At 71.3% G+C, this 20327-nt stretch carries 23 protein-coding genes; 12 read left to right on the top strand and 11 right to left on the bottom strand.

Annotated features, from left to right (window positions below):
* Positions 1–80 precede the first annotated feature (80 nt).
* The gene (locus tag ASF71_RS00570) at positions 81–1187 is read left to right on the top strand and encodes a protease complex subunit PrcB family protein (RefSeq protein WP_056293298.1); all 1107 of its coding nucleotides are present in this window, start codon (positions 81–83) and stop codon (positions 1185–1187) included.
* Between the two features lie 89 nt (positions 1188–1276).
* Here the strand turns inward: ASF71_RS00570 and ASF71_RS00575 are convergent, their stop codons facing one another.
* Positions 1277–2443, bottom strand: a complete 1167-nt coding sequence (locus ASF71_RS00575; protein WP_056293300.1) for a PLP-dependent aspartate aminotransferase family protein — start codon at positions 2441–2443, stop codon at positions 1277–1279.
* A 143-nt stretch (positions 2444–2586) separates the two neighbouring features.
* On the bottom strand, positions 2587–4203 hold the full coding sequence (locus ASF71_RS00580) for an alpha-amylase family glycosyl hydrolase (RefSeq protein WP_056293303.1): 1617 nt from the start codon (positions 4201–4203) through the stop codon (positions 2587–2589).
* A gap of 94 nt (positions 4204–4297) precedes the next feature.
* Here ASF71_RS00580 and ASF71_RS00585 point away from each other — a divergent pair, with 94 nt between their 5' ends.
* From ASF71_RS00585 to ASF71_RS00600, 4 genes are all read left to right on the top strand, one after another.
* Positions 4298–5143, top strand: coding sequence for a PhzF family phenazine biosynthesis protein (locus tag ASF71_RS00585; protein ID WP_056293307.1), 846 nt, complete (start codon positions 4298–4300; stop codon positions 5141–5143).
* A gap of 57 nt (positions 5144–5200) precedes the next feature.
* Positions 5201–5824 carry a hypothetical protein gene (locus ASF71_RS00590; protein ID WP_056293312.1) on the top strand — a complete coding sequence of 208 codons (624 nt, stop codon included), beginning with the start codon at positions 5201–5203 and terminating at the stop codon, positions 5822–5824.
* A gap of 98 nt (positions 5825–5922) precedes the next feature.
* Complete coding sequence (locus tag ASF71_RS00595; protein ID WP_056293316.1) at positions 5923–6945, top strand: ATP-binding protein; 1023 nt, start codon at positions 5923–5925, stop codon at positions 6943–6945.
* A 55-nt stretch (positions 6946–7000) separates the two neighbouring features.
* The gene (locus ASF71_RS00600) at positions 7001–8122 is read left to right on the top strand and encodes a VWA-like domain-containing protein (protein WP_056293318.1); all 1122 of its coding nucleotides are present in this window, start codon (positions 7001–7003) and stop codon (positions 8120–8122) included.
* 502 nt (positions 8123–8624) lie between these two features.
* On the opposite strand, the gene ASF71_RS24845 is transcribed toward ASF71_RS00600, so the two are convergent.
* From ASF71_RS24845 to ASF71_RS00625, 6 genes are all read right to left on the bottom strand, one after another.
* Positions 8625–8762 (bottom strand): hypothetical protein, encoded by a 138-nt coding sequence (locus ASF71_RS24845; protein WP_235514062.1) that lies wholly within the window; start codon positions 8760–8762, stop codon positions 8625–8627.
* On the bottom strand, positions 8759–8959 hold the full coding sequence (locus ASF71_RS24850; RefSeq protein WP_235514063.1) for a hypothetical protein: 201 nt from the start codon (positions 8957–8959) through the stop codon (positions 8759–8761). Before ASF71_RS24850 ends, ASF71_RS24845 begins: the two co-directional genes overlap by 4 nt.
* A 115-nt stretch (positions 8960–9074) precedes the next feature.
* Entirely contained in the window at positions 9075–9719 is a 645-nt protein-coding gene (gene hisG / locus ASF71_RS00610; protein WP_056293320.1) for an ATP phosphoribosyltransferase, read from the bottom strand.
* Positions 9716–10894: an ATP phosphoribosyltransferase regulatory subunit gene (locus tag ASF71_RS00615; protein WP_056293323.1), complete on the bottom strand. Its 1179-nt coding sequence runs from the start codon at positions 10892–10894 to the stop codon at positions 9716–9718. Before ASF71_RS00615 ends, hisG begins: the two co-directional genes overlap by 4 nt.
* Positions 10895–10955: 61 nt before the next feature.
* Positions 10956–11315: a VOC family protein gene (locus ASF71_RS00620; RefSeq protein WP_056293326.1), complete on the bottom strand. Its 360-nt coding sequence runs from the start codon at positions 11313–11315 to the stop codon at positions 10956–10958.
* A 73-nt stretch (positions 11316–11388) separates the two neighbouring features.
* Positions 11389–12324: a YafY family protein gene (locus tag ASF71_RS00625; protein ID WP_056293329.1), complete on the bottom strand. Its 936-nt coding sequence runs from the start codon at positions 12322–12324 to the stop codon at positions 11389–11391.
* A gap of 225 nt (positions 12325–12549) precedes the next feature.
* Between ASF71_RS00625 and ASF71_RS00630 the strand changes: the two genes are divergently transcribed.
* A complete protein-coding gene (locus ASF71_RS00630; RefSeq protein WP_056294984.1) occupies positions 12550–13146 on the top strand; it encodes a hypothetical protein in 597 nt (198 codons plus the stop codon).
* 100 nt (positions 13147–13246) lie between these two features.
* Here the strand turns inward: ASF71_RS00630 and ASF71_RS00635 are convergent, their stop codons facing one another.
* Positions 13247–14212, bottom strand: a complete 966-nt coding sequence (locus ASF71_RS00635; protein WP_056293332.1) for an alpha/beta fold hydrolase — start codon at positions 14210–14212, stop codon at positions 13247–13249.
* A 77-nt stretch (positions 14213–14289) separates the two neighbouring features.
* On the opposite strand from ASF71_RS00635, the gene ASF71_RS00640 reads away from it, so the two are divergent.
* Positions 14290–14871, top strand: coding sequence for a PadR family transcriptional regulator (locus ASF71_RS00640; RefSeq protein WP_056293335.1), 582 nt, complete (start codon positions 14290–14292; stop codon positions 14869–14871).
* An 84-nt stretch (positions 14872–14955) separates the two neighbouring features.
* A complete protein-coding gene (locus ASF71_RS00645) occupies positions 14956–15540 on the top strand; it encodes a DedA family protein (protein WP_056293340.1) in 585 nt (194 codons plus the stop codon).
* Positions 15541–15582: 42 nt separating this feature from the next.
* Here the strand turns inward: ASF71_RS00645 and ASF71_RS00650 are convergent, their stop codons facing one another.
* Positions 15583–16821: a MalY/PatB family protein gene (locus ASF71_RS00650; protein ID WP_056294987.1), complete on the bottom strand. Its 1239-nt coding sequence runs from the start codon at positions 16819–16821 to the stop codon at positions 15583–15585.
* 43 nt (positions 16822–16864) lie between these two features.
* Here ASF71_RS00650 and ASF71_RS00655 point away from each other — a divergent pair, with 43 nt between their 5' ends.
* From ASF71_RS00655 to ASF71_RS00665, 3 genes are read left to right on the top strand one after another with little or no spacing between them, the layout of a single operon-like run.
* Positions 16865–17560, top strand: a complete 696-nt coding sequence (locus tag ASF71_RS00655) for a 5'-methylthioadenosine/adenosylhomocysteine nucleosidase (protein WP_056293343.1) — start codon at positions 16865–16867, stop codon at positions 17558–17560.
* Positions 17561–17577: 17 nt separating this feature from the next.
* Positions 17578–17982, top strand: coding sequence for a CidA/LrgA family protein (locus tag ASF71_RS00660; protein WP_056293346.1), 405 nt, complete (start codon positions 17578–17580; stop codon positions 17980–17982).
* Complete coding sequence (locus tag ASF71_RS00665; protein WP_056293349.1) at positions 17979–18638, top strand: LrgB family protein; 660 nt, start codon at positions 17979–17981, stop codon at positions 18636–18638. The genes ASF71_RS00660 and ASF71_RS00665 overlap by 4 nt, the downstream gene beginning before the upstream one ends.
* A gap of 120 nt (positions 18639–18758) precedes the next feature.
* Here the strand turns inward: ASF71_RS00665 and ASF71_RS00670 are convergent, their stop codons facing one another.
* On the bottom strand, positions 18759–19841 hold the full coding sequence (locus ASF71_RS00670; protein WP_056293353.1) for an NADH:flavin oxidoreductase/NADH oxidase: 1083 nt from the start codon (positions 19839–19841) through the stop codon (positions 18759–18761).
* 78 nt (positions 19842–19919) lie between these two features.
* On the opposite strand from ASF71_RS00670, the gene ASF71_RS00675 reads away from it, so the two are divergent.
* On the top strand, positions 19920–20324 hold the full coding sequence (locus ASF71_RS00675) for a GNAT family N-acetyltransferase (protein ID WP_056293357.1): 405 nt from the start codon (positions 19920–19922) through the stop codon (positions 20322–20324).
* Positions 20325–20327: the final 3 nt, after the last annotated feature.

The raw sequence follows: 20327 nt of genomic DNA on the forward strand, positions 1-20327 counted from the left end.
GGGCTGCCGGAATCCCAGGCCACAACCCTTGCTCAAGATGACCTTCAGGGGCTGGTCAGATTTGGCCCCTAAGCTGGCGTATGCCCTTTTCCCGTTTGGCGTTTCCTGCCCTGCTCCTGCTGGGCGCCGGTCTGCTGGCCGGTTGCTCCATGACCGGCCCCACCAATCTCCGGGTCCACGAGGTCAGCCTGACCGGCGGCGCGCAGGAGCGCCTCGCGTGGGTGTACGGCACGCTGGGCCAGGGCCAGTCGAGCGCCAGCCTGAAGATCGGCGGGCAGGCCGTGACCCTGCGCGTCCAGGTGCAGGACGACCTCTCGCTGCCCGGCACCCTCAGCGTGGACGGCAAGTCCACCTACCGCCAGCCCCTCGCCGCGACCACCCAGAAGGTCTCGGTGACGCGAGACACAGCCGGTCTGTTCACGGTCGCTCCCCAGAACGGCGCTTCGCTGGCGGCCGTCTACTACACCGACGGCACGAACTGGGTGCGCCTGAGCGGCGTTCAGGGACGTGTGAGCGCGGCACCCTCCGCTGGTCTGAGCGGTGCGGGTCAGCTGACCGACGAGGAAGGTGCGGCGCTGGGGCGGGCTCTGGCCTCCGCCGGCCGCACGCAGGGTGGGCTGGCCGTGGCCGTCCTGAACGATCCCCAGTCCCCCCTGAGCATCGAGCCGGCCGCCACCGAGACGCGCCGCACCGCCCTGTACGTCCTGCCGGGCGTGACGACCGTTCCGGCGGGCAACAACGGCGGCGTGCCCTTCCCAGGCAATGGACAGACCACCACGCCGCCCGTGGTGGCCGGAGGCAACGTGAATTTCACCGAGGTCGCCAGCGGCAGCAATGCCAACATGGCCGAGGCTGGCGTGCAGGTCGCGAGCACCGCCGCCGCCGCGCGGGCCCTGCTGAGCGTCGCCTACGGCAACCAGACCGGCACGCCCACCGTTCCGGCCCTGAGCAGCACCGACACCCTCGTCGGCGTATTCCTGGGCCAGCGGGCCACCGGGGGGTACGGGGTGCGCGTGGTCTCGGCCAACGCCCAGAGCGGCGTCCTGACCCTCACGGTCGCCGTGCAGGCACCGGGTGCGGGCACTTTCACCACCCAGGCGATCACCAGCCCCTGGACGCTTGTGCGTGTGAACGGCAAGTTCAGCCAGATCAACGTGGTGGACCAGAACGGCCAACCCCTGCGCTGAACCCGGTCGTGGAAGGCGCGGGCGAGATTGCCCGCGCCTTGTTGCAGCCAGGGAGACCCGTTCCGGCGCCCAGGCTGCCGGCCCCGGCCCTAGTCCAGCGCCGCTTCGAGGTCGCCCAGCAGGTCGCCGATGTCCTCGATTCCCACCGACAGCCGCAGCAGTTCGGGCGTGATGCCCAGGCGGCGGCGTTCGCCTTCCGGCAGGGGACGGTGCGAGGTGCCCCAGGGCCATGACAGTGTGGTCATCACGTCGGCCAGCGAGGGTGCCAGCGGAATGCGGCCGGCCAGCGCGCGTACGAAGCCGGGCGCGTCCTCAATCTCGGCGGCGAGCATTCCCCCAAAGCCCGCAGGAAAAAGGTCCATCGCGCGGTGGAACTGCGGATGGTCCGACAGGCCGGGGTGGTACACGGCCCGGACGCGCGGGTGGTTGACGAGCACGTCGGCGACCGCCTGTGCGTTGCCGCTGTGGGCGCGCATCCTCAGGCCCAGGGTCTTGAGACCCTGAAGGGTCATCCACGCGTCGAAGGCCGAGATGGTGCCGCCCAGGCGCGTGAGTCGGGTACGCGCCAGAGCGATGAGGTCCGCGCGCCCGCAGACCACGCCGCCCAGCGCCGCGCTGTGTCCGCTGAGGTACTTGCTCACCGAATGGGTTACGAGGTCGGCTCCGTGCTCGGCTGGCCGGAAGACGGCGGGGCTGGCGAAGGTGTTGTCCACGCTGAGGAGCGCGCCGCGCCCGTGCGCGAGCTCCGCCAGGGCGGGCACGTCCGGCACCGTCATGAGCGGATTGGTGAGGCTCTCGACGTGCAGGATACGGGTGTTGTCGCGTAGCGCAGCCTCTACTTCGGCCGGGTCACAGGCGTCCACGAAACTCACCTCAATGCCCAGGCGGGGTAGCTCCTCGGCCAGCAGGGCGTAGGTCACGCCGTACACACGGGCGTCGGCCACCACATGGTCGCCGGTCTTCAGGACGCCCAGCAGCGCCGCGCTGATGGCTGCCATGCCGCTTGCGGCCACCAGCGCGGCCTCGGTGCTCTCCAGCCCGGCCAATGCGCGCTCCAGCGTCGCGGCGTTGGGGGTGCCGTTGCGGTAGTAGAAGCTCGCGGGCTCCTCGCCGCTCATGGCGCGGTCCAGTGTCTCCAGGTCCGGGAAGGCGTAGACGGTGCTCTGGTAGATCGGCTCGACCAGGGGGGTGCTGCCGGCTGGGCGGGCCTCCTCGCCGGCGCGGGCGGCGCGGGTGGTCAGGTCGTAGGGGGTCATGGGGGCAGGCTAGAGCATTCGGCCAGGGAATGTTTTCCGGTCGCCGGGGCGCCGTGAGACCCTGCCCGGACGGAACACCGAAGGGCAGGGCCGGCACTCTTCCTCTCGGCCCCGCCCTTCAAGGAACATGCCCTGCCTGCGCCTCAACCCCGCAGAATCCGCGCCTCGTGGGGGCGCAGGGCCGCGCCGCGCTCCGGGCGGTCGCCCAGGCTGCTCAGCAGGGTATCGCCGCCGGCCACTTCGGCCACGTCCTGCGTCTCGCCGCCGAAGTTCAGCAGGACTACCAAACGCTCGCCGCCCCCGTGTTCGGGCGTGCGCTCGTAGGCGAACACGTCGGCAACGGGGGTTTCCAAGCTGCGGTAGGCGCCGCCCACCAGGGCAGGATGCTCGGCGCGCAGCCGGGTCAGGGCCCGGAAGTAGTTCAGGTCGCTGGCCGGGTCGCCGTCCTGGGCGGCCACGTTCACGGCGGCGTAGTCGTCGGCCAGCGGCAGCCAGGGCGTAGCTCCCCCGGGCGCGAAGCCCGCGTTGGCGGTGGCGTCCCACTGCATTGGCGTGCGCTCGGGGTCGCGGCCGGCCTCGGGGCTGTCGGGCTGTTGGAGGGCGGCCGGGTCCACAACCCTGTCGGCGGGCACGTCCACGTCGGTCATGCCGATCTCGTCGCCGTAGTACACGGTCGGCGTACCGCGCAGCGTCAGGAGTAGCGTCTGCGCCACGCGGTACTGGTCCGCGCCCAGACGGGACTTGAAACGGTGCTGGTCGTGGTTGCCCAGCACCCAGTTGGGCCAGCTGCGACCCAGGCGGCACGCGGCGTCGTAGCTGTCGGCAAAGCCCCGCACGAGTTCTGCCGTCCAGCCCTGGAGGATCAGGTGGAAGTTGAAGGGCAGATGCACCATCGGTGCCTCGGGCGTGCCGGCGTAGGGCAGCAGCTTGGCGACCGGCAGGTAGATCTCGCCCACCATCATGCGGTCGTCGAACTCGTCGAGCACGCGGCGCATCTCGCGGATGTACTCGTGCGTCTCGGGCTGGTCCTGGGTGTGGATATGGTCGAGGCTGGCGTGTTCCACATCGCCGGGCTTCCAGTCGGGGTTGGCCGGCTCGTCGCGCATGGCCTCGTCCTCGGCCAGCAGCCAGATCACGTCCACCCGGAAGCCGTCCACGCCCCGGCGCATCCAGAAGCGCAGCACGTCGAACATGGCCGCCCGCACCGCCGGGTTGCGCCAGTTCAGGTCTGGCTGGGTGGGCAGAAACTGGTGCAGGTAGTACTGCCCGCTCGCCTTGTCCAGCGTCCACGCGGGGCCGCCGAAGAAGGACTTCCAGTTGTTGGGCACCCTGCCGTCTGCCGCCGGATCGCGCCAGACGTACCAGTCGCGCTTCTCGCTACCTCTGCCCGCCAGCGCCTCCTGAAACCACGCATGGTCGGAACTCGTGTGGTTGGGCACGTAGTCGAGCATCACCTTCAGGCCCAGGCGGTGCGCCTCGGCGACCAGGGCGTCAAAATCCTCCAGGGTGCCGAACAGCGGGTCGATGCCGCAGTAGTCGGCCACGTCGTAGCCGAAGTCGCGCATGGGGCTGGTGAAGATGGGCGAGAGCCACACTGCCCCCACGCCCAGGCTCGCCACGTAGGGGAGCCGCGCCGTGACGCCGCGCAGGTCGCCCACGCCGTCCTCACCGCTGTCCTGAAAGGAACGCGGGTAGATCTGGTAGATGACGGAGCTCTGCCACCACTTGAGTTCACCGTTCAGCGGGCCGGTCTGGGTCATGGCTGCCAGCGTACCAGAAAACTGGGTTCAACTGAAACGATTCAGTTCAGGCACGATCCGGTCCTCACTGCGGCGGATGTGCTCTCTTTGCGCCATGAACGACCCAGCCCCGGCCCAGCCCACCCTCTACGACGTGTTCGCGCCGCGCGGGACCGGTGGGGGCAAGCGGGTGGCGGTGTTCGGGGACGCGGCCGGCGACCTGCAGCGCCGCGCGGCGGCGGCCGGCGCCCCCCTGAGCGTGTTCGTCGAAGACTGCAGCCTGGAGGGCGCAGCCCTGCGCGTCTTTACCCCCGAGCGCGAAAAGGGCGAGAGCGACTCGGCGAGCGTGGCGGCCCTGACCTACCTCCAGGGCCAGGGCGTGCTGAGCGATGTTCTGGACGTGCTGGGCGGCCCGCAGCCGGTGCCCGCGCAACTGTGCGGCGGCGAGTGGCTGCTCTCGCAGGGGGTGGTCGAGGTCACGGCCGCCGCGCTGCCTGCCGGGAACCCTTCGGGCCTGCCGGCCCCCGGCGCCCTGCACCTGGCCTCGGCGGGGAGGCCGAACCTGTGTGTGGAGGTCGCCTCGCTGGCCGAACTGGACGCCTGGGCGCCCGCGCCGGAGGCCGTGGAGGCCCTGGGACACGCGACCGGTACGACTGGCCTGATCGTCTACGCCCTGGAGGCCCCTGCCGAGGGTCCGCAGCGCCGCGCCGACGTGAGCTTCCGGGCCTTCGGGCCGCTGCGGGGCTTTGCCGAGGACGCCGCGAGCAGCAACATGTTCGCCTGCCTGGTGGCGGTGCTGGGCGCGGGGGGGCGCCTGCCACCGGGCGCGAGCGTGGTGCGCGGGGCGCAGCGGCGGCCGGGGCAGCCGGCCCTGCTCACGGCGCAGTTCTCGCAGGCGGGCGAGCCGGTGTGGGTGGGCGGCCCGGCAGTCGGCGTGCCCACCGAAACCGGGGGGGCGTAAACCTCCGCATAAGCTCGCCTCATCCTCTCATGAGAACTGGGGGCTAGAGTCCATTTTATGTTCGAACGCGAAGAAAACCACTTTCCTGTCAAGCGCCTGCTGGTCCTGGGTGCCCTGATCGGCGCCGCCGCGTACTACTTCAGCCGTGAGCAGAACCGCAAGGCGCTCGATGCCAAGCTCTCCGAACTGGGTCTCAAGGACGCCGCGCACGACGTGGGCGAGAGCGTCGCCAAGAGCTGGGAGAAGACCAAGGACGCCGCCCAGAACGCCGGAGCCGTCATCGCCGACAAGGCCGAGGACGTCAAGGGCGCCGTGTCGGGCGGCGGAGTGCAGGCAGGCGTGGACAAGGTCAAGGAAGTCGCGGCCGACGTGAAGGACGCCGTGAGCGGCGCGGCAGCCCAGGCTAAGGACGCGGCCGGCGACGTGGCCGACAAGGCCAAGGACAAGGCGCAGGACGTGGCCCCCAAGGTGCAGGACGCCGCCCAGGACGCCAAGACTGCGGCCCAGGATAAGGCCAACGACCTGAAGGAAGGCGCGAAGGACGCGGCCCAGGATGCCAAGAACGCGGCCAACGACCTGAGGAACCAGACCAAGGACGCGGCGAACAATGCCAAGAACGACGCCAAGGACGCCGTGCAGGACGCGAAGGACGCGGCCCGCGACGCGCAGCGCAAGTTCTGACCTGAGTCCGGCTCATGGCGCCCGCCCCTTCCCACCGGAGGGGGCGGTTTTTCCTGCCCTGCGCCGCGCCGTGTAGCCTGTAGCCCCAAGGAGTACGCATGACCCTGACCCCCCAAGAACTGCAGACCTACCTGTTGGCGCTCGTGCGCGGACACCTGAACATCGCCACCATGATCTGGGGGCCGCCCGGCGTGGGCAAGAGCAGCGTGGTCGCGCAGATCGCCCGCGCGCAGGGCCTCGACTTCGTGGACGTGCGGCTCTCGCAGCTCGCGCCCACCGACCTGCGCGGCCTGCCGGTGCCCGAGGCCGACGGCCAGGGCGGCGGCGTGAGCCGCTGGTACCCGCCTGAGTTCCTGCCGCGCGGCGGCTCGGGCATCCTCTTTCTGGACGAGGTGAACATGGCCCCGCCCACCATGCAGGGCATGGCCCAGCAGCTCATCCTCGACCGCAAGGTGGGCAGCTACGAGTTGCCGGACGGCTGGTTCGTCTGGGCGGCCGGCAACCGCAAGGAGGACCGCGCCAGCGTGTTCGACATGCCGGCGCCGCTCGCCAACCGCTTCCTGCACCTCACGGTGCGGCCCGACTTCGACTCATGGCGCTCGTACGCGCTGGGGCGGGGGCTGCACGAGCACGTCATCGCCTTCCTGACCTTCCGGCCTGAGTTGCTGCACCGCCTGGACCCCCAGCAGCCCGCGTGGCCCAGTCCGCGCGCCTGGGAGATGGCCGCGCAGCTGCACCGCGCCGGGCTGGACGTGTCGCCCGCCATCGGGGAGGCGGCGGGGGCCGAGTTCACGGCCTTCGTGCGGCTCTTCGAGCAGCTGCCCGACCTGGGCCTGGTCCTGACCGGCGGCGGCACGGGCCTGAAGCTGCCGGCCGAGCCGAGCGTGCGCTACGCGGCTGTGGTGGGTCTCGCCGCCCGCGCCCAGAACGCCGAGGGGGCCTACCACGCCTTCACCTGGCTGGCCGACGCCGCCGGGCCCGAGTGGCTGCAGCTGTACGTCGCCACGCTCGTCAGCAAGTTCCAGGCCATCGGGCAGCTCGGGGACCTCGCCGCGCTACTGGGCCGCGACGAGCGCCTGGGCGCCCTGGTGCAGGAGACCCTGGCGCTGGCGGAAGGATGAGGGGGCAGGCGGGCGGGCGCGGGTCTACCCCCTGTGCCCCGTACCGGAGGCGTGCGTGACCACCCCCGAGTTCGGGCGCCTCATCTCGGGGGCGCGCGTGCGGCTGCGGGGGCGCTCGGCCTTCTTCGCCACCCTGCTGCTGCACGCCGAATTCGTGCCGTCGCGCGAGGTCGCCAGTGCCAGCACCGACGGCGAACGGGTCTACGTCAACCCGGAAGTGGCCGCCAGCTTGCCGTCCGACGTGCTCGACAGCTTGCTCCTGCACGAGGTGCTGCACGCCGCGCTCTCGCACGTGCCCCGGCGCGGGCCGCGCGAGAAGAAACGCTGGAACCGCGCCGCCGACCTCATCGTGAACGGCATGGTGGCGGCGGCCGGGCTGCCCACACCGCCCGGCTTCACCCGCGACGAGCATCTGGAGCGCCTGAGCGCCGAGGAGGTCTATACCTCCCTTGAAGGCCAGGCCGAGCCGGACGACGGCGAGGGCGACGACCTGCTCGACGGCCCCCCCGGCGACGCGCCGCCCAAGGAGGGGCAACCGGGCCGGAGTGCGGCGCGCGAGTGGGCGCAGGCACTGGCCCAGGCCCGCAGCGTCGAGGCCATAAGCGGCGAGCACGGCCACGACCCGCTCGGCGCACACCGTGAGCTCGCGCGGCTGGCCCCAGCCCGGCTGGACTGGCGCGCGCAGCTCTGGCGCTTCCTGGCGCGCACGCCGGTGGATTTTGGGGGCTTCGACCGGCGCTTCATCGGGCGGGGCCTGTACCTGGAAGCGCTCGACGACGAGTCGCTGCGGGCGCTCATTGCCGTCGACACCTCCGGCAGCGTGGACGACGCGGCGGTGCGCGCCCTGGTGAGTGAGGTGCAGGGGGTGCTGGGCGCGTATCCGCACGTGCGCGCGACGCTGTACTACGCCGACACTGAGGCTTACGGTCCCTACGACCTGCGCCCCGGTGATGACGTGCCCGCGCCGCAGGGGGGCGGCGGGACCGACTTCCGGCCCATCTTCGCGCTGCTGGACGACCAGGAGCCCGACGTGTTGATCTATCTCACCGACGGCTACGGCGACTTTCCGGCGCACGCCCCGCGCGTGCCGACGCTGTGGGTGGTACCGCCGGGCGGCCTGGACGACGAGGGTTTTCCCTTCGGCGACGTGCTGCGGCTGGAGGAAGGGCCGGGCTGAATCTGCCTCAGCGCGCCAGCCCCACTGTCAGGTGGGCCGTGTCCCTGGCCGAGGCGCTGCCGGTGATGGCCGGCGTCTGAGTCCCCGCGCCGTCGCTGAACACGTGGTCGCGCGCCAGCTAGGTGCGGTTCAGGTTGCCCGCGCTGGCCGAGTAGCCCGCGTCCGCGTACGCCTCGCGGCAGCTCGCCCTGCCTGGGGCGACCTGCGAGGTCTGGACCTTGCTGCTCGCCGAGGTAGCGACCGCCAGCGACGGGTACGCTCCGAAGTGGATGTGCGGCCACCGCCCCGCGGAGCAGCTTCTGGAAGGTGACTGTGCTGGGGCTGTAGAGCGAGTAGTTCCCGTCGGCGGTGCAGTGCCACAGGTACACGGCGTAACCAGCGAGCGCCGCGCAACCTGCGTTGGTGTTCACCAGCTTGAGCGTCAGGGTCAGCGGCACGCCGGTCGCCGTATGACCGGTGCCCAGGCTGGTGCGCAGGTCGCGCCGCATGATGCCCGAGCGCGTCAGCACGTTAACCGACTGGCCCCCGAGGCCACCGAGCCGTCGGCGGGGTAGGGCCCGGTCGTCTCCTGCGGGTCGGCGGCCGGGCAGCCCCCGGTATCCGTGCCCGTGCCGGCCCCATGGCCCGTGTCGCTGCTCACCTTGGTCGCCCCACGCCGCAGCCCACGAGCAGTCCGGTGCGCAGCAGGCCTATCGTCAGCACGCAGCGGCGGTCCAGGCTGGGCCGGCCCAGCATCTCCAGGGTGGCGCTCAGGCCCAGGTCGCTGAACTCGTCTTGGCGGTCGTGGTCATCGGCGGGGTAGGGGATAAGGGGCTGGACAGTGGGGCGACCGGTCATACGGTGGTTTCCTCCTGAGAGTCCCGGCGCAAGTGGCGTGGGGACCTGCTCAGGAGTGTCGAGGCGCCGGATTTAGTAACCGTGCATGTTCTTTGCAGGCCGCGTGGCTCAGGGGTTAGATGTTCCCGGGCTCGGCCAGTTCACGCAGGCGCTCGATCAGGGGCCGCAGGCGTTCGCGGCGCAGCTTGAGGGCGGCCCGGTTCACGATGAAGCGGGCGCTGGAGTGGAACAGCACGTCCACCTCCTCGAGGTTGTTGGCGCGCAGGGTGCTGCCGGTCTGCACGAGGTCCACGACGGCGTCGGCCAGTCCGGTCAGGGCCGCGAGCTCGATGTTGCCGCTGAGCTTGACTGTCTCGGCCGGAATGCCGCGCGCGTCTAGGTACTCACGGGCCACCCGTGGGTATTTGGTGCCCACGCGCCGCACCGGCCCGGTGGCTCCCACCTCCCGGATGAGCGAGAGCCGGCACGCCGCAAAGCCCAGGTCCACGGGTTCGTATACCGACCGGCCCGATTCGAGCAGCACGTCCTTGCCCACGATGCCCGCGTCGGCCACGCCGAGGTCCACATACACCGGCACGTCCTGGTTGCGCAGTTCCAGCACGGTCACGCCGGGAAACTCGTGGCGCAGGGCGCGCGAGCCCTCCGGCACGCTTAGGGGAAGCCCGGCGCGCGACAGCAGCGCCGTGGCCTCCTGCATGATGCGGCCCTTGGGCAGCGCGAGGGTCAGGTGGCCGGGGGCGCGCACAGGAGCCGGAGTCACGCCGTCACCTCCCAGGCGACGCCCATCTCCGCGCCGCGCAGCGCCCACCGGATGCCGCGCGCCGCGCAGTAGGCGCGTAGTTCGGCCTCGTCGCCGGTCCAGGCGAGTTCGGCCCGCAGGCCACCGCGCCGCGCCGCGCCCGCCGCCGCGAGGTCCAGCGCCAGCACCGTCTCGGGTTCGGGGGGCACGCCCGGCGGCAGGGCGCGCACCAGCCGCTCCAGGCCCACTGCGAAGCCCGCGCCGGGCAGTCCGCCCTCCAGCGCGTAGCGCCCGCCGCCCAGCAGCGGCTGGTTGATGCCGTCCACGTAGGCCCGGAAGGTCAGGCCGGTGTAGTAGTCGTAGCGGCGGCTGACCCCCAGGTCGTAGAGCAGCGGCCCGCCGAAATGCGCCGCGACCTCGCGCAGGTGCGCGACCGCCGCGCGCGCCCGCGTGCCCTGGGCCATGCCGGCGGCGGTCTCCAGGACCTCGGGGCCGCCGTACAGGTCGGTCAGGGCATGCAGCGTGCGGGTCACGTCGCTGCCCAGGCCGCGCTGCCGGGCCAGCAGGTCCAGGTCGGCGCCGCTCTTGCGGTCGATGGCGCCGTGCAGGGCCTCGCGCGCCTCGCCGTGAACCCCCGCGTCCTCCAGAACCGCGTCCACGAAGCCGGGAAAGCCGACCTCCAGCAGGGCAGACACGCCCACGGCCTCCAGCGCGGCCTGGGCCAGTGCGAGAAGCTCGGCGTCGGCCTGCGCGGTCGCCACGCCGATCAGCTCCGCGCCGACCTGGGTGAACTCGCGCAGGCGGCCCAGTTCGCTTGTCTGGGCGCGCAGCCACAGCCGCCCACCATATTGCAGCCGCAGCGGAAACGGCCCCTGCGGGTAGTGCGCGCGGGCCAGCCGACCCAGCGCGGTCGTGAATTCGCTGCGCAGGGCCAGTACCTGTCCGCCCGAGTCGATGAGCTTGAAAGCCCGGTCGCCCAGCGGGTGCCCGTGCGCGGCGTATTCCAGCGCCGGCAGTTCGACGCCCTGGTAGCCCCAGCCCAGCAGCAGGGCCGAGAGCTGCGCGCGCAGATGCTCGCGCCGGGCCCACTCGGCCGGCAGCACATCGCGCGTGCCCTCGGGCACCGGGGCGAAGCGGCCGGGGACGGAGGCGGGAAGCGGGGAAGGAGCGGGGGCGGGCGAACTCACGCCGGGCATTGTAAGGGGTGGGCCGGAAACCCTGACGAACACCGGGCGTGAGGGGTTCAGGGTCAGCGGTTCAGGGCTGATACAGCGTGATGTGGTAGCCGTCCGGGTCCCGCACCGTGAACATCTGCCCGAAGGGTCCCGGCTGCGGCGGCGTCAGGGCCTCGCCGCCTCCCGCCAGCACCCGCGTGTGCGCAGCGCCGATGTCCTCGACGGCGAACCACAGGCTGACCCCGACCCCCAAGGCCTGCGCGGGGTCCGTCTGGGGCAGCAGGGTGCGCAGGGCGAAGGTCGCGCCGCGCGTGTCACGGAACACGGCCGCGCCGGGCGGCGAGTGCTCCACCAGCTCGAAGCCCAGGGCGCGGGTGTAGAACTCGCGCGAAACGTCCAGATTTCGAACCTGCACCGACATGAATTCCAACCGAGTCTGCATAGGAAGTTCCTCCTCGGGCAGTCTCGCGGGGGGCTGTGACAACGTCCTGTCAGCAGCGTTCTGTCTGTGGGATTCAGGCATAGCGCTGCGCCAGTCGCCGCCCCTCGTCCCGCAGGTGCTCCCGCAGCGGCGCGGGCGAGAGCACCTGCGCGTCCGCGCCCCACGACAGCAGCCAGGGCAGGACCTCCTGCACGGTCCGGGCGCGCAGGGTCACGACGAAGCCCTCCGGCGTCTCCTGCGTGCCGGTGGTGTAGAAGGGCAGTCGTTCGCGCACCTCGCGCCGCCGGTCTGCGGCGAACAGTACCCGCACGGCCAGGGGCCGGTCCCTGCGCGCCTCCTCGCGGGCCAGCCGGAAGCCGGGCTGGCGGCTGAACACGTCTCCCAGCAGCTCCAGGTCCTCCATGCGGTCCACCCGGAAGCTGCGGAGCGCCCGCCGCTCCTGGTCGAAGGCCGCCATCAGCCACACGTCGCCCAGCAGGTACAGGCCGTGCGGCTCGGCCTGGCGCGTCTGCGCGGCGCTTCCCGGCTTGTGGTAGCTGAACCGCGTGACGCGCCGCCGCGTGACCGCCTCGCGCAGCTGCCGCAGCTTGTCACGGGTCGCCTGCGCCTCCTCGCCGCCGCCCTGCCTCACCAGACGGAGGTTGTCCAGCAAAAAGGCGACTTCGTCGCGCATGGCCGGGTCCAGCACCGCCCCGATCTTGCGCGAGGCCTGCCGCGCCGCCTCGGCCGGGCCGCCCCCGAACAGCTGCGCCGTCACGTCGCTGCCCAGCAGCAGCATGACCGCCTCCTCCGCGCTGAACTGCAGGGGGGGCAGAAAATAGCCGGGCATCAGGGAATAGCCCTGGCCCGGCACACTGACCACGGGCACCCCCGCCTCGTTCAGGGCCAGAACGTCTCGGTAGATGGTGCGTTTGGAGACCCCCAGGTGCCGGGCGAGGTCCTCGGCGCGCACCCGGTCGCGGCCCTGAAGCTCCAGCACGATGGTCAGCAGGCGGTCCGTGCGGTTCATGCCCGGCCAACTTAGAGCATTGGTCCTGGAGAGAGCCTCTGCATGGCCGAGGGGACGGGTACGGCCCGCAGAGATCGAGTCAATTTAGACGCGCAGGACGGAGAATGGAGCCACCGGAAGTCTCTTGCTCAGGTGCCTCCATTCGGAGAACCGCTCTGGAGCAGCGTCCGGCAGGTGGGGGCGAACCTGCGGGCCACGCGGCGCGCCCCCGGTATACTCCTGCCCATGCGCCTTTCCCCGCGCCCTGTCTTCCGCCCCAGCGCGGCGCCTCTGCTTGTTCTGCTCGCGCTGGGCCTGGGCGGCTGCGCGCGCCCGACCGACACCTTCACGCCGCGGATCGTCATCGGCGGGCCCGGGGGCAGCGCGGTCAGTCAGAGCCGCACGCCCACTGTGCGCGGCTACGCCCTGGACGACGTGGGGGTCACGCACGTCACCGTGGACGGCAAGGCCATTCCCCTTCAGGCAGGCAGCCGCAAGATTGCCGTGTTCAGTTTTCAGCCGGCCATCCAGGGCGACCGGGGCCAGTACACCGTGCGCGCCTACGACGCGGCGGGCCACGTCGGTGAGTTGAGCGGCTCGGTTCGCGTGGACGCTCAGAAACCCCAGATTCAGGTCACGTCGCTGGAGCGCAGTGGCCGCCAGATCCGCGTCAACGGCGTCGCTGTCGACGCGGGCGGCGTCACGGCCGTCAGTGTGGACGGCCAAGCGCTGAGCATCCAGCCGGGCTCACGCGTGGCCTTCAGCGGCCAGACGAGCGGCGTCTATGCCGACATCACCGTGCGGGACGCGGCCGGCAATACGGCGACGCTGCGCGCCCGCTAGGCGGGGCAACTTTCGTCGGTCAGCAGGTTGTCGACTCTCCAGAGTCTGCCTGCCAAGCGGCGTGGGAAGCGTCGGGAACTCCCCGCTTCCCACACCCTCCTCAGTTCGACTCGGCCCAGAAGGCGTACAGGGCGGCCCGAACTTCGGGCAGCTTCTCGAACTGCGGGAGGCCGTCGGTGCCCGGAATCCGGATGACCCGCGTGTTCGCCTTCTGGGCGAAGAGCGGCAGGCGGTCGAAGGACACGAAACCGTCCTGGTCATACAACACGAGGGTGGGAATGTTCAGCTTGCTGTAGAACGCGCCGTAGGCGTCGGCGTCGAACAGGCGCCCGCTGATGAAATAGAGGGGCGCGTACTTGGCCCCCGGCTGGCGGGTGGTGTCGTAGGCGTAATCGATCACGTCCTGCGGCACCGGTCCCCGGAAGCTGCGGCTCAGGAAATACTGGATGCTCGGCCGCGTGCGCAGGGTGCTGTACAGCAGGTCTCCGACGCTGTTCAGGCGGTTGTAGAGCTTCACGCCCCCGTCGTCCTCGGAGGCCCGCTGGGTGCCGTTCCGGGGCTGCCCGAATCCGCTGGGGCTCAGGAGCGCTAGGGTCCGGACCCGGCTGTCCTGCAGCGCGGCGCGTGCGACGAACTCGCTGCCCAGGCTGAGCGACACCACGTCCACGTCCCCGCCCAGGGTGTCCACGAGGGCCCGCAGCGCCGAGGCCATCAGTTCGGGCGTATAGGTCACGTCGGGGCGCGCGGAACTGCCGAACCCCGGCCACTCCAGGGCGTAGACCGGGCGCGTGCCCGCGTAGCTGTCCCACAGGGGCTTCATCTCGTAGGCGCTGCCCCCGGCATTGATCGAGTGGGTCAGGATCAGCGGGCGCCCGGTGCCGCGCGGGTCGGCGTAGTAGTTCACCGGCCCAAATCCCGGCAGGTTCAGGGTGCGCCGCTCACCACTCAGGGCGGGGCGAAGGGTCACGGCGCCGTCCGGCCGCGCCATCTGGGCAGGGGCGCAGGCGCTCAGGGCCAGGGCGCCCGCAAGGACGGCAGCGACGAGGATCAGACGTTTATTTCGCATGGGAAGACCTCCTGGGTCGGAGCCGGAATCGTGCTCGACATCAGTATAGTCAATACTGACTAATCTAAAATGAGCGCATGCCCACAGAAGCCTTGACCTCCCCACCCCCGGACGACGAGCGCACCCTGCTGCTGCTGGGACTGCTGACCGCGCAGGACCGCCACGGCTACGAGATCAACGACTTCATCGAGCGGACGCTGCACCACGTCATCTCGCTCAAGAAGGCGACGGCCTACCAGCTCCTGGAGCGGCTGGAGAGTCACGGCCTGATCGGAAGCCGCGTCGAGCAGCACGGCCAGCGCCCGAACCGCCGGGTCTACCAGATCACGGGCGCCGGACGGGCGCGTTTCGGGGAGATGCTGCGCGATCAGCTCGCGCGGGAAGAGGCCCTGATCCTGACCGGAAACGTGCCGGTCATGTTCGCGGAGAACCTGACCCCCGGCGAGACGTTGGAGGCGCTGCGCCGCCGCCTGGAGGGAGTCGAGGCCCGGCTGCGCCTCTACGACACCTACAACCTGCCCTGTACGGTAGGGGTGGGGCTGGCGATGGAGCGCATCCGCGTCCTCACCCAGGCCGACCGCGACTGGCTGGCCCGAACCATCGCGCGGCTGGAGCGTTCGGCCGCTCAGGTGCCCGCAGGCGAAGCTGCCGGAGGCTGAGCCCCGTGGGTGGGTCCGGCTGGCCGACCTCTCCACCTTTCGGCGCACGCCCGCTCCCGGCACGGACCGTTAAGCTGGGCGCCTATGGAGCAGTTCACCCATGCCATTCTCAGCGCCTCCTACCTGGGCATCTTTCTGGTCGTCTTCGCCGAGACGGGGTTGTTGCTGGGCGCGGCCCTGCCCGGTGACAGCCTGCTCATCCTCGCGGGGATTGCGGCGGCCTCGGGTCAACTCAGCCTGGGGGGCGTGATCGGCGTGGTCATTGCTGGGGCGATTCTGGGCAGCCTCGTGGGCTACCTGCTGGGGCGGCGGTTCGGCCCCGCGATCTTCAGCCGGCAGAATTCGCGTCTCTTCAAGCCCGAGTACCGGGAACGCGCCGAAGAATTCTTTGCGCGACAGGGGCCGGCCTCGGTGATGCTGGCGCGCTTCATGCCCTTCGTGCGCGCGGTGGTGCCCACGGTGGCGGGCGTGAGCAACATGCCGTTCGGGCTCTACGCGGTCTACAGCGTGCTGGGCGCGGTGCTGTGGGGCGCGGGGCTGCCCGCCCTGGCGTACTTTTTCGGTCAGCGCATTCCGGGCCTGGACCACTACGTCCTGCTGATCGTGGCGGCCGTGCTCGTCCTGAGCGTGCTGCCGCTGCTCGTCAAGGCGGTGCAGGCGCGGCGCTGAGACAGGCCGGGGAAGGTCGGGCCTTCCCCAGCCGTGCCGGATCTATTCCGGCGCTTCTTCCGGAGCGGCCCTGGGGGCCAGCGCGGCGGCGAGGCGCTCCAGTCCCCCTGCGAGCAGCGCGCGGCTGGTGGCGAAGTTCACGCGCACGAACCCCTGATACTGCGGTTTGAGGGCCTCCGGCGCGAAGACCGGGCCGTTGTGGACGGCGAGCCCCGCCTCTTCCAGCAGGACCTTCTGGATCTCGCCCGCGCGCGGATGCGCCCGCAGGTCGATCCAGGCGAGGTAGGTCGCTTCGGGCGAGAACACATGCGCCCAGGGCAGCTGCTCACGCACGAACTCCACCAGGAAGTCGCGGTTGCCGCGCAGGTACGCGACCGTGTCCCTGAGCCAGGGCCCGCCTTCCTCCAGCGCCGCGCGCCACATGGTGATGCTCAGGGCCGAGGGATGACCCATCAGGCCCGTCGTGGGGGCCATGACGCGCGTCACGAGCTCGGGCGAGTGCCCCACGAGCACGCCGATGCCCAGACCCGCCGTGTTGAAGGCCTTGCACGGCCCGGTGACGGTCACCGTGCGGTCCCGGACCGCCGGGTCGGCCGCGAAGGATTCGAAGGGCGCGTCCGTGAAGCGCAGGTCGGCGTGCAGCTCGTCGGACACCACGAACAGGTCGTGGCGCAGCGCGAACTCGCGCAGCAGCCGCAGCTCCGCGGCGTCCCACACCCGGCCGCTGGGGTTGTGGGGATGGCACAGCATCATCAGCCGCGCGCCCTGGGTGGCCGCCAGCTCCATCGCGTTCCAGTCGATCTCGTCACGCTCCGTCCCCGCCTGAAGCGGCGCGGCGGCCACCACGCGCCCCAGGTCCGTGATCGCCAGGTGAAAGGGATGGTAGACGGGCGTCATGGTGATGACGGCCTCGCCCGGCGCGCTCAGGGCGTTCACGGCGGCGTACAGGCCCGGCACCACGCCCGGCAGGAACTTGAAGCCCTCGGCGGGCAGGTCCGTCAGCCCGTTCGCGGCGAGGCGTTCCTGAAGCCCCCGGACGAGCCGGGTGTCGCCCATGAGCTGCGGGTAGCCCAGGCCCGCATGGAGCCGCTCGTGCAGCGCGCGTAGGATGGGCGGCGCGACCGGATAGTCCATGTCGGCGACCCACATCGGCAGGGTGCCTTCGGGGAAGGCGGTCCACTTCAGGCTGTCGGGATGGCGCAGGGCCGCCGGGTCGAGATCGTCGTAGTTGACCGCGTCGGGGTTGACCGGTTTGGGGCTGGCCGCGTCGGGAGGCGTCATGCCCGGCAGGATACCCCCGCGCACGGCGTATGCTGCCGGGCAGATGTTGGCGATTATCGGCGCGATGGACGAAGAGATCGAGTTGTTGCTCGAAGAGCTGCGGGACCGCGAGGACCTGACCTTTCCCGGCGCGACGCTGCACCGGGGCGTGCTGGACGGCGTGCCGGTCCTGCTCACGCGCGGCGGTATCGGCAAGGTGAACGCTGCCATGACGACCGCGTGGCTGCTCTCGCAGGGGGCCAGCCGGGTCATCTTTACCGGTGTGGCGGGCGGCGTGCACCCGGAACTGCGGGTCGGGGACATCGTGGTGAGCACCGACCTCGTGCAGCACGACGTGGACGTGACGGCCCTGGGCTACGAGCGGGGCACCGTGCCCGGCGAACCGGCCGCCTGGGTGGCCGACCAAGGGCTGCGCGCCCTGGCGAGCGCCGCCGCCGCCGAGGTGGAGGGTGTGCGCGTCACCGAGGGCCGCGTCGCCAGCGGCGACCAGTTCATCGCCTCCGTGGGCGAGGTGGGACGGCTGTGGAAGGAGTTCGGGGCCGCCTGCGCCGAGATGGAGGGCGCGGCGGTCGCGCAGGTGTGCGCCAAGGCGGGGGTGCCCTTCGTGGTCATCCGTAGCGTGAGCGACACCGCTGATCACGACGCCAAGGTGGACTACCGCACCTTCATGCCGCTCGTGGCCCGCCACGCCAAACAGGTCGTGCGTGGGATGCTCGCCCGCCTCGCCGCGCAGGCCTAGGCCGGGGCGCCCGGCCCATGACCGGTTCCTGGTCCACCCAGGCCCTGCCGCCGGCGCTGCGGTTTGTCCTGGGGCTGGGTCTGCTACTCGCCTTCGCCGCGCTCGGGCAGGCGCTGGCGACCGGGCTGGGGCTGCCGCTGCCAGGGTCGGTGCTGGGCATGGCGCTGCTGTGGGGAGCGCTGGGGGCCGGGGCCGTGCGCCTGCACTGGGTCGCCCCCGCCGCCGACGGCCTGCTGGGAGTGCTGGGCCTGCTGTTCGTGCCCGCGACCGCCGGGGTGGTGGACTACCTCTCGGCCGGCGCGCAGTGGGGGCTGTGGCTGCTGGTGATGGCCTCGGGGCTGCTGTTGGGCGCGGGCGTGGCGGGGCTGGTCGCCGCGCGACTGGTGCGCCCAGAGCCGTCCTCCCAGGACGGGGCGCCGTGACCTGGCTGGCGCTGACGCTGCTGGCCTTTGTGGCCGGGGTGGCGGTGCAGCGGCACACGGGCGCGGTCCTCGCCAACCCGACCCTCCTCGCCACGGTGGCTGTGGGCGCGGCGCTGCTGGTCTCGCGCACGCCGTACGCCACCTACGCCGGCGAGGTCCGCCCCCTCTCGGCGTTGCTGACCCCGGCGGTCGTGGCATTGGCGGTGCCGCTGTACCGTCAGCGCGCCCTGCTCGCGCGGCAGTGGCGCCCACTCGTGCTCGGCGGCTTGGCCGGCACCCTGACCGCTGTGGCGGCCGACGCGCTGCTGCCCCGACTCCTGCGGCTGTCGCCCGAGGCCCAGACGGCCCTGGTGACCGTGCCCGCCACCAGCCCGGTCGCGGTGCAGCTCGCGGCCCTCACGCACGCGCCGCCCGCCCTGGCCGCTACGCTGGCAGTGCTCTCAGGGCTGGTCGGCGCGCTGATTCTGCCCCCCGTGCTCGACCGGCTGGGGGTGCGTCACCCGCTGGCGCGCGGCGTGGCGCTGGGCAGCGTGGCTCACGGCATCGGCACGGCCCGTGCCCGCGAGGAAAGCGAAGACGCAGGCGCGGCGAGCAGCATCGGCATGGGACTGGCCGCCTTGGCGGTGACGCTGGTGGTAGCGGTGCTGAGCGGGTAGAGGCGGCGGGGTACAGGTCGGCAGAACGCCGTCTGCGACCCGCCGACCCGGCCGTGATTGTTTCTTACGTCGGCTGGAGGTGCCCCTGTGCGCGTCGAGAGCCCCTCCGGCCGGCCAAGTTCACCAGCCCGCGCGTCCGTAGGGCAGCGGCAGTTCCGGGGCCAGCCCCAGGGCGCTCGCGGCGCGGTGCGGCCAGTGGGGATCACGCAGGAAGGCGCGTCCGAGCGCGATCAGGTCGGCGTCGCCGTTCTGGAGGATGCCCTCGGCCTGCTGGGCCGTGTCGATCAGGCCCACCGTCATGACCTGGAGGTCGGGCACCTCGCGGCGGATGTGCGCGGCCAGGGGCGTCTGGTAGCCGGGCCCGGCCGTGATCTGCTGCTGGGCCGTCAGGCCGCCGCTGCTCACGTCCAGTACGTCCACGCCCTCGAAGCGCAGCAGTTTGGCGAGGTTCGTCGTCTGCTCCAGGTCCCAGCCCCCCTCGGCCCAGTCGGTGGCGCTCACGCGCACGAACAGCGGCAGGTGCATCGGCCAGACCTTACGGACCGCGCGCACGACCTCCAGGGTCAGGCGCACGCGGTTCTCGAAGCTGCCGCCGTACTCGTCGCTACGGGCGTTGGCGAGCGGCGAGAGGAACTCGTGCAGCAGGTAGCCGTGTGCGGCGTGGATCTCGACCACGTCGCAGCCGGCCATCTGGGCGCGCTTGGCCGCGTCGGCGAAGGCCTGCACGACCTGCGCGATGTCGGTGGTCGTCATGGCCTGGGGCTGCGGGTAGGTGTCGCTGTAGGCGTTCGCGTCCGGCCCCAGCACCTGCCACCCGCCTGCGGAGACGGGCACGGCGCCGCGGCTGCTGTTCCCCGGTCCGTAGGTACTCGCCTTGCGTCCCGCGTGCGCGAGCTGCACGCCGATGTGCCCGCCGTAGCGGTGGACGAAGTCCACGATGTGCCCAAGCTGCACCATCTGCTTGTCGTCCCACAGGCCCAGATCCTCGGGGGTGATACGGCCCTCGGGAACCACGGCGGCCGCCTCGGTCAGGATCAGTCCCGCGCCGCCCAGGGCGTACTGGCCCAGGTGGGTCAGGTGAAATTCGTTGGGCATGCCGTTCTGCGACGAGTACATGCACATGGGAGAGACGACCGTCCGGTTCGGCAGGGTCAGTCCAGCGATCTTGAGGGGAGTGAAGAGCAGGGGAGCTTCGCCAGTCATGCTGCCGAATCTAGGTCAATCTGCTGAAGCTCGCCAATGTGCCGGTGCTTGGGCAGGCCTTGACCTTCAGACTGCGGCATGGACCTCCGCACGACCTCCGACGGAATCACGCCCGCGCAACTCGGCGGTTTTTTTGAGGGCTGGCCGAACCCGCCCACGCCTCAGACGCTGCACCGCCTGCTGACAGGGGCGCCATATCTCGCGCTGGCGGTCGAGGACGGCGAGGTGATCGGCTTCGTGTACGCGGTCAGCGACGGCGTGCTGTGCGCCTACATTCCGCTGCTGGAGGTGCGGGCCGAGTGGCGGGGCCGGGGGATCGCCTCAGCCCTGATGGACCTGCTGATGGAGCAGCTCGGCGGTCTGTATATGGTGGACACCGCCTGTGACGACGCCCTCGTGCCGTTCTACGAGCGCTTCGGGTTGCGGCGGGCCACGGCAATGGTCCGCCGCGACTATGCCCGGCAGTCGGGGCGCCTGGACTGAGAC

This window comes from Deinococcus sp. Leaf326 (genome assembly GCF_001424185.1).
In the GTDB taxonomy this organism is placed as follows: Bacteria; Deinococcota; Deinococci; order Deinococcales; family Deinococcaceae; genus Deinococcus.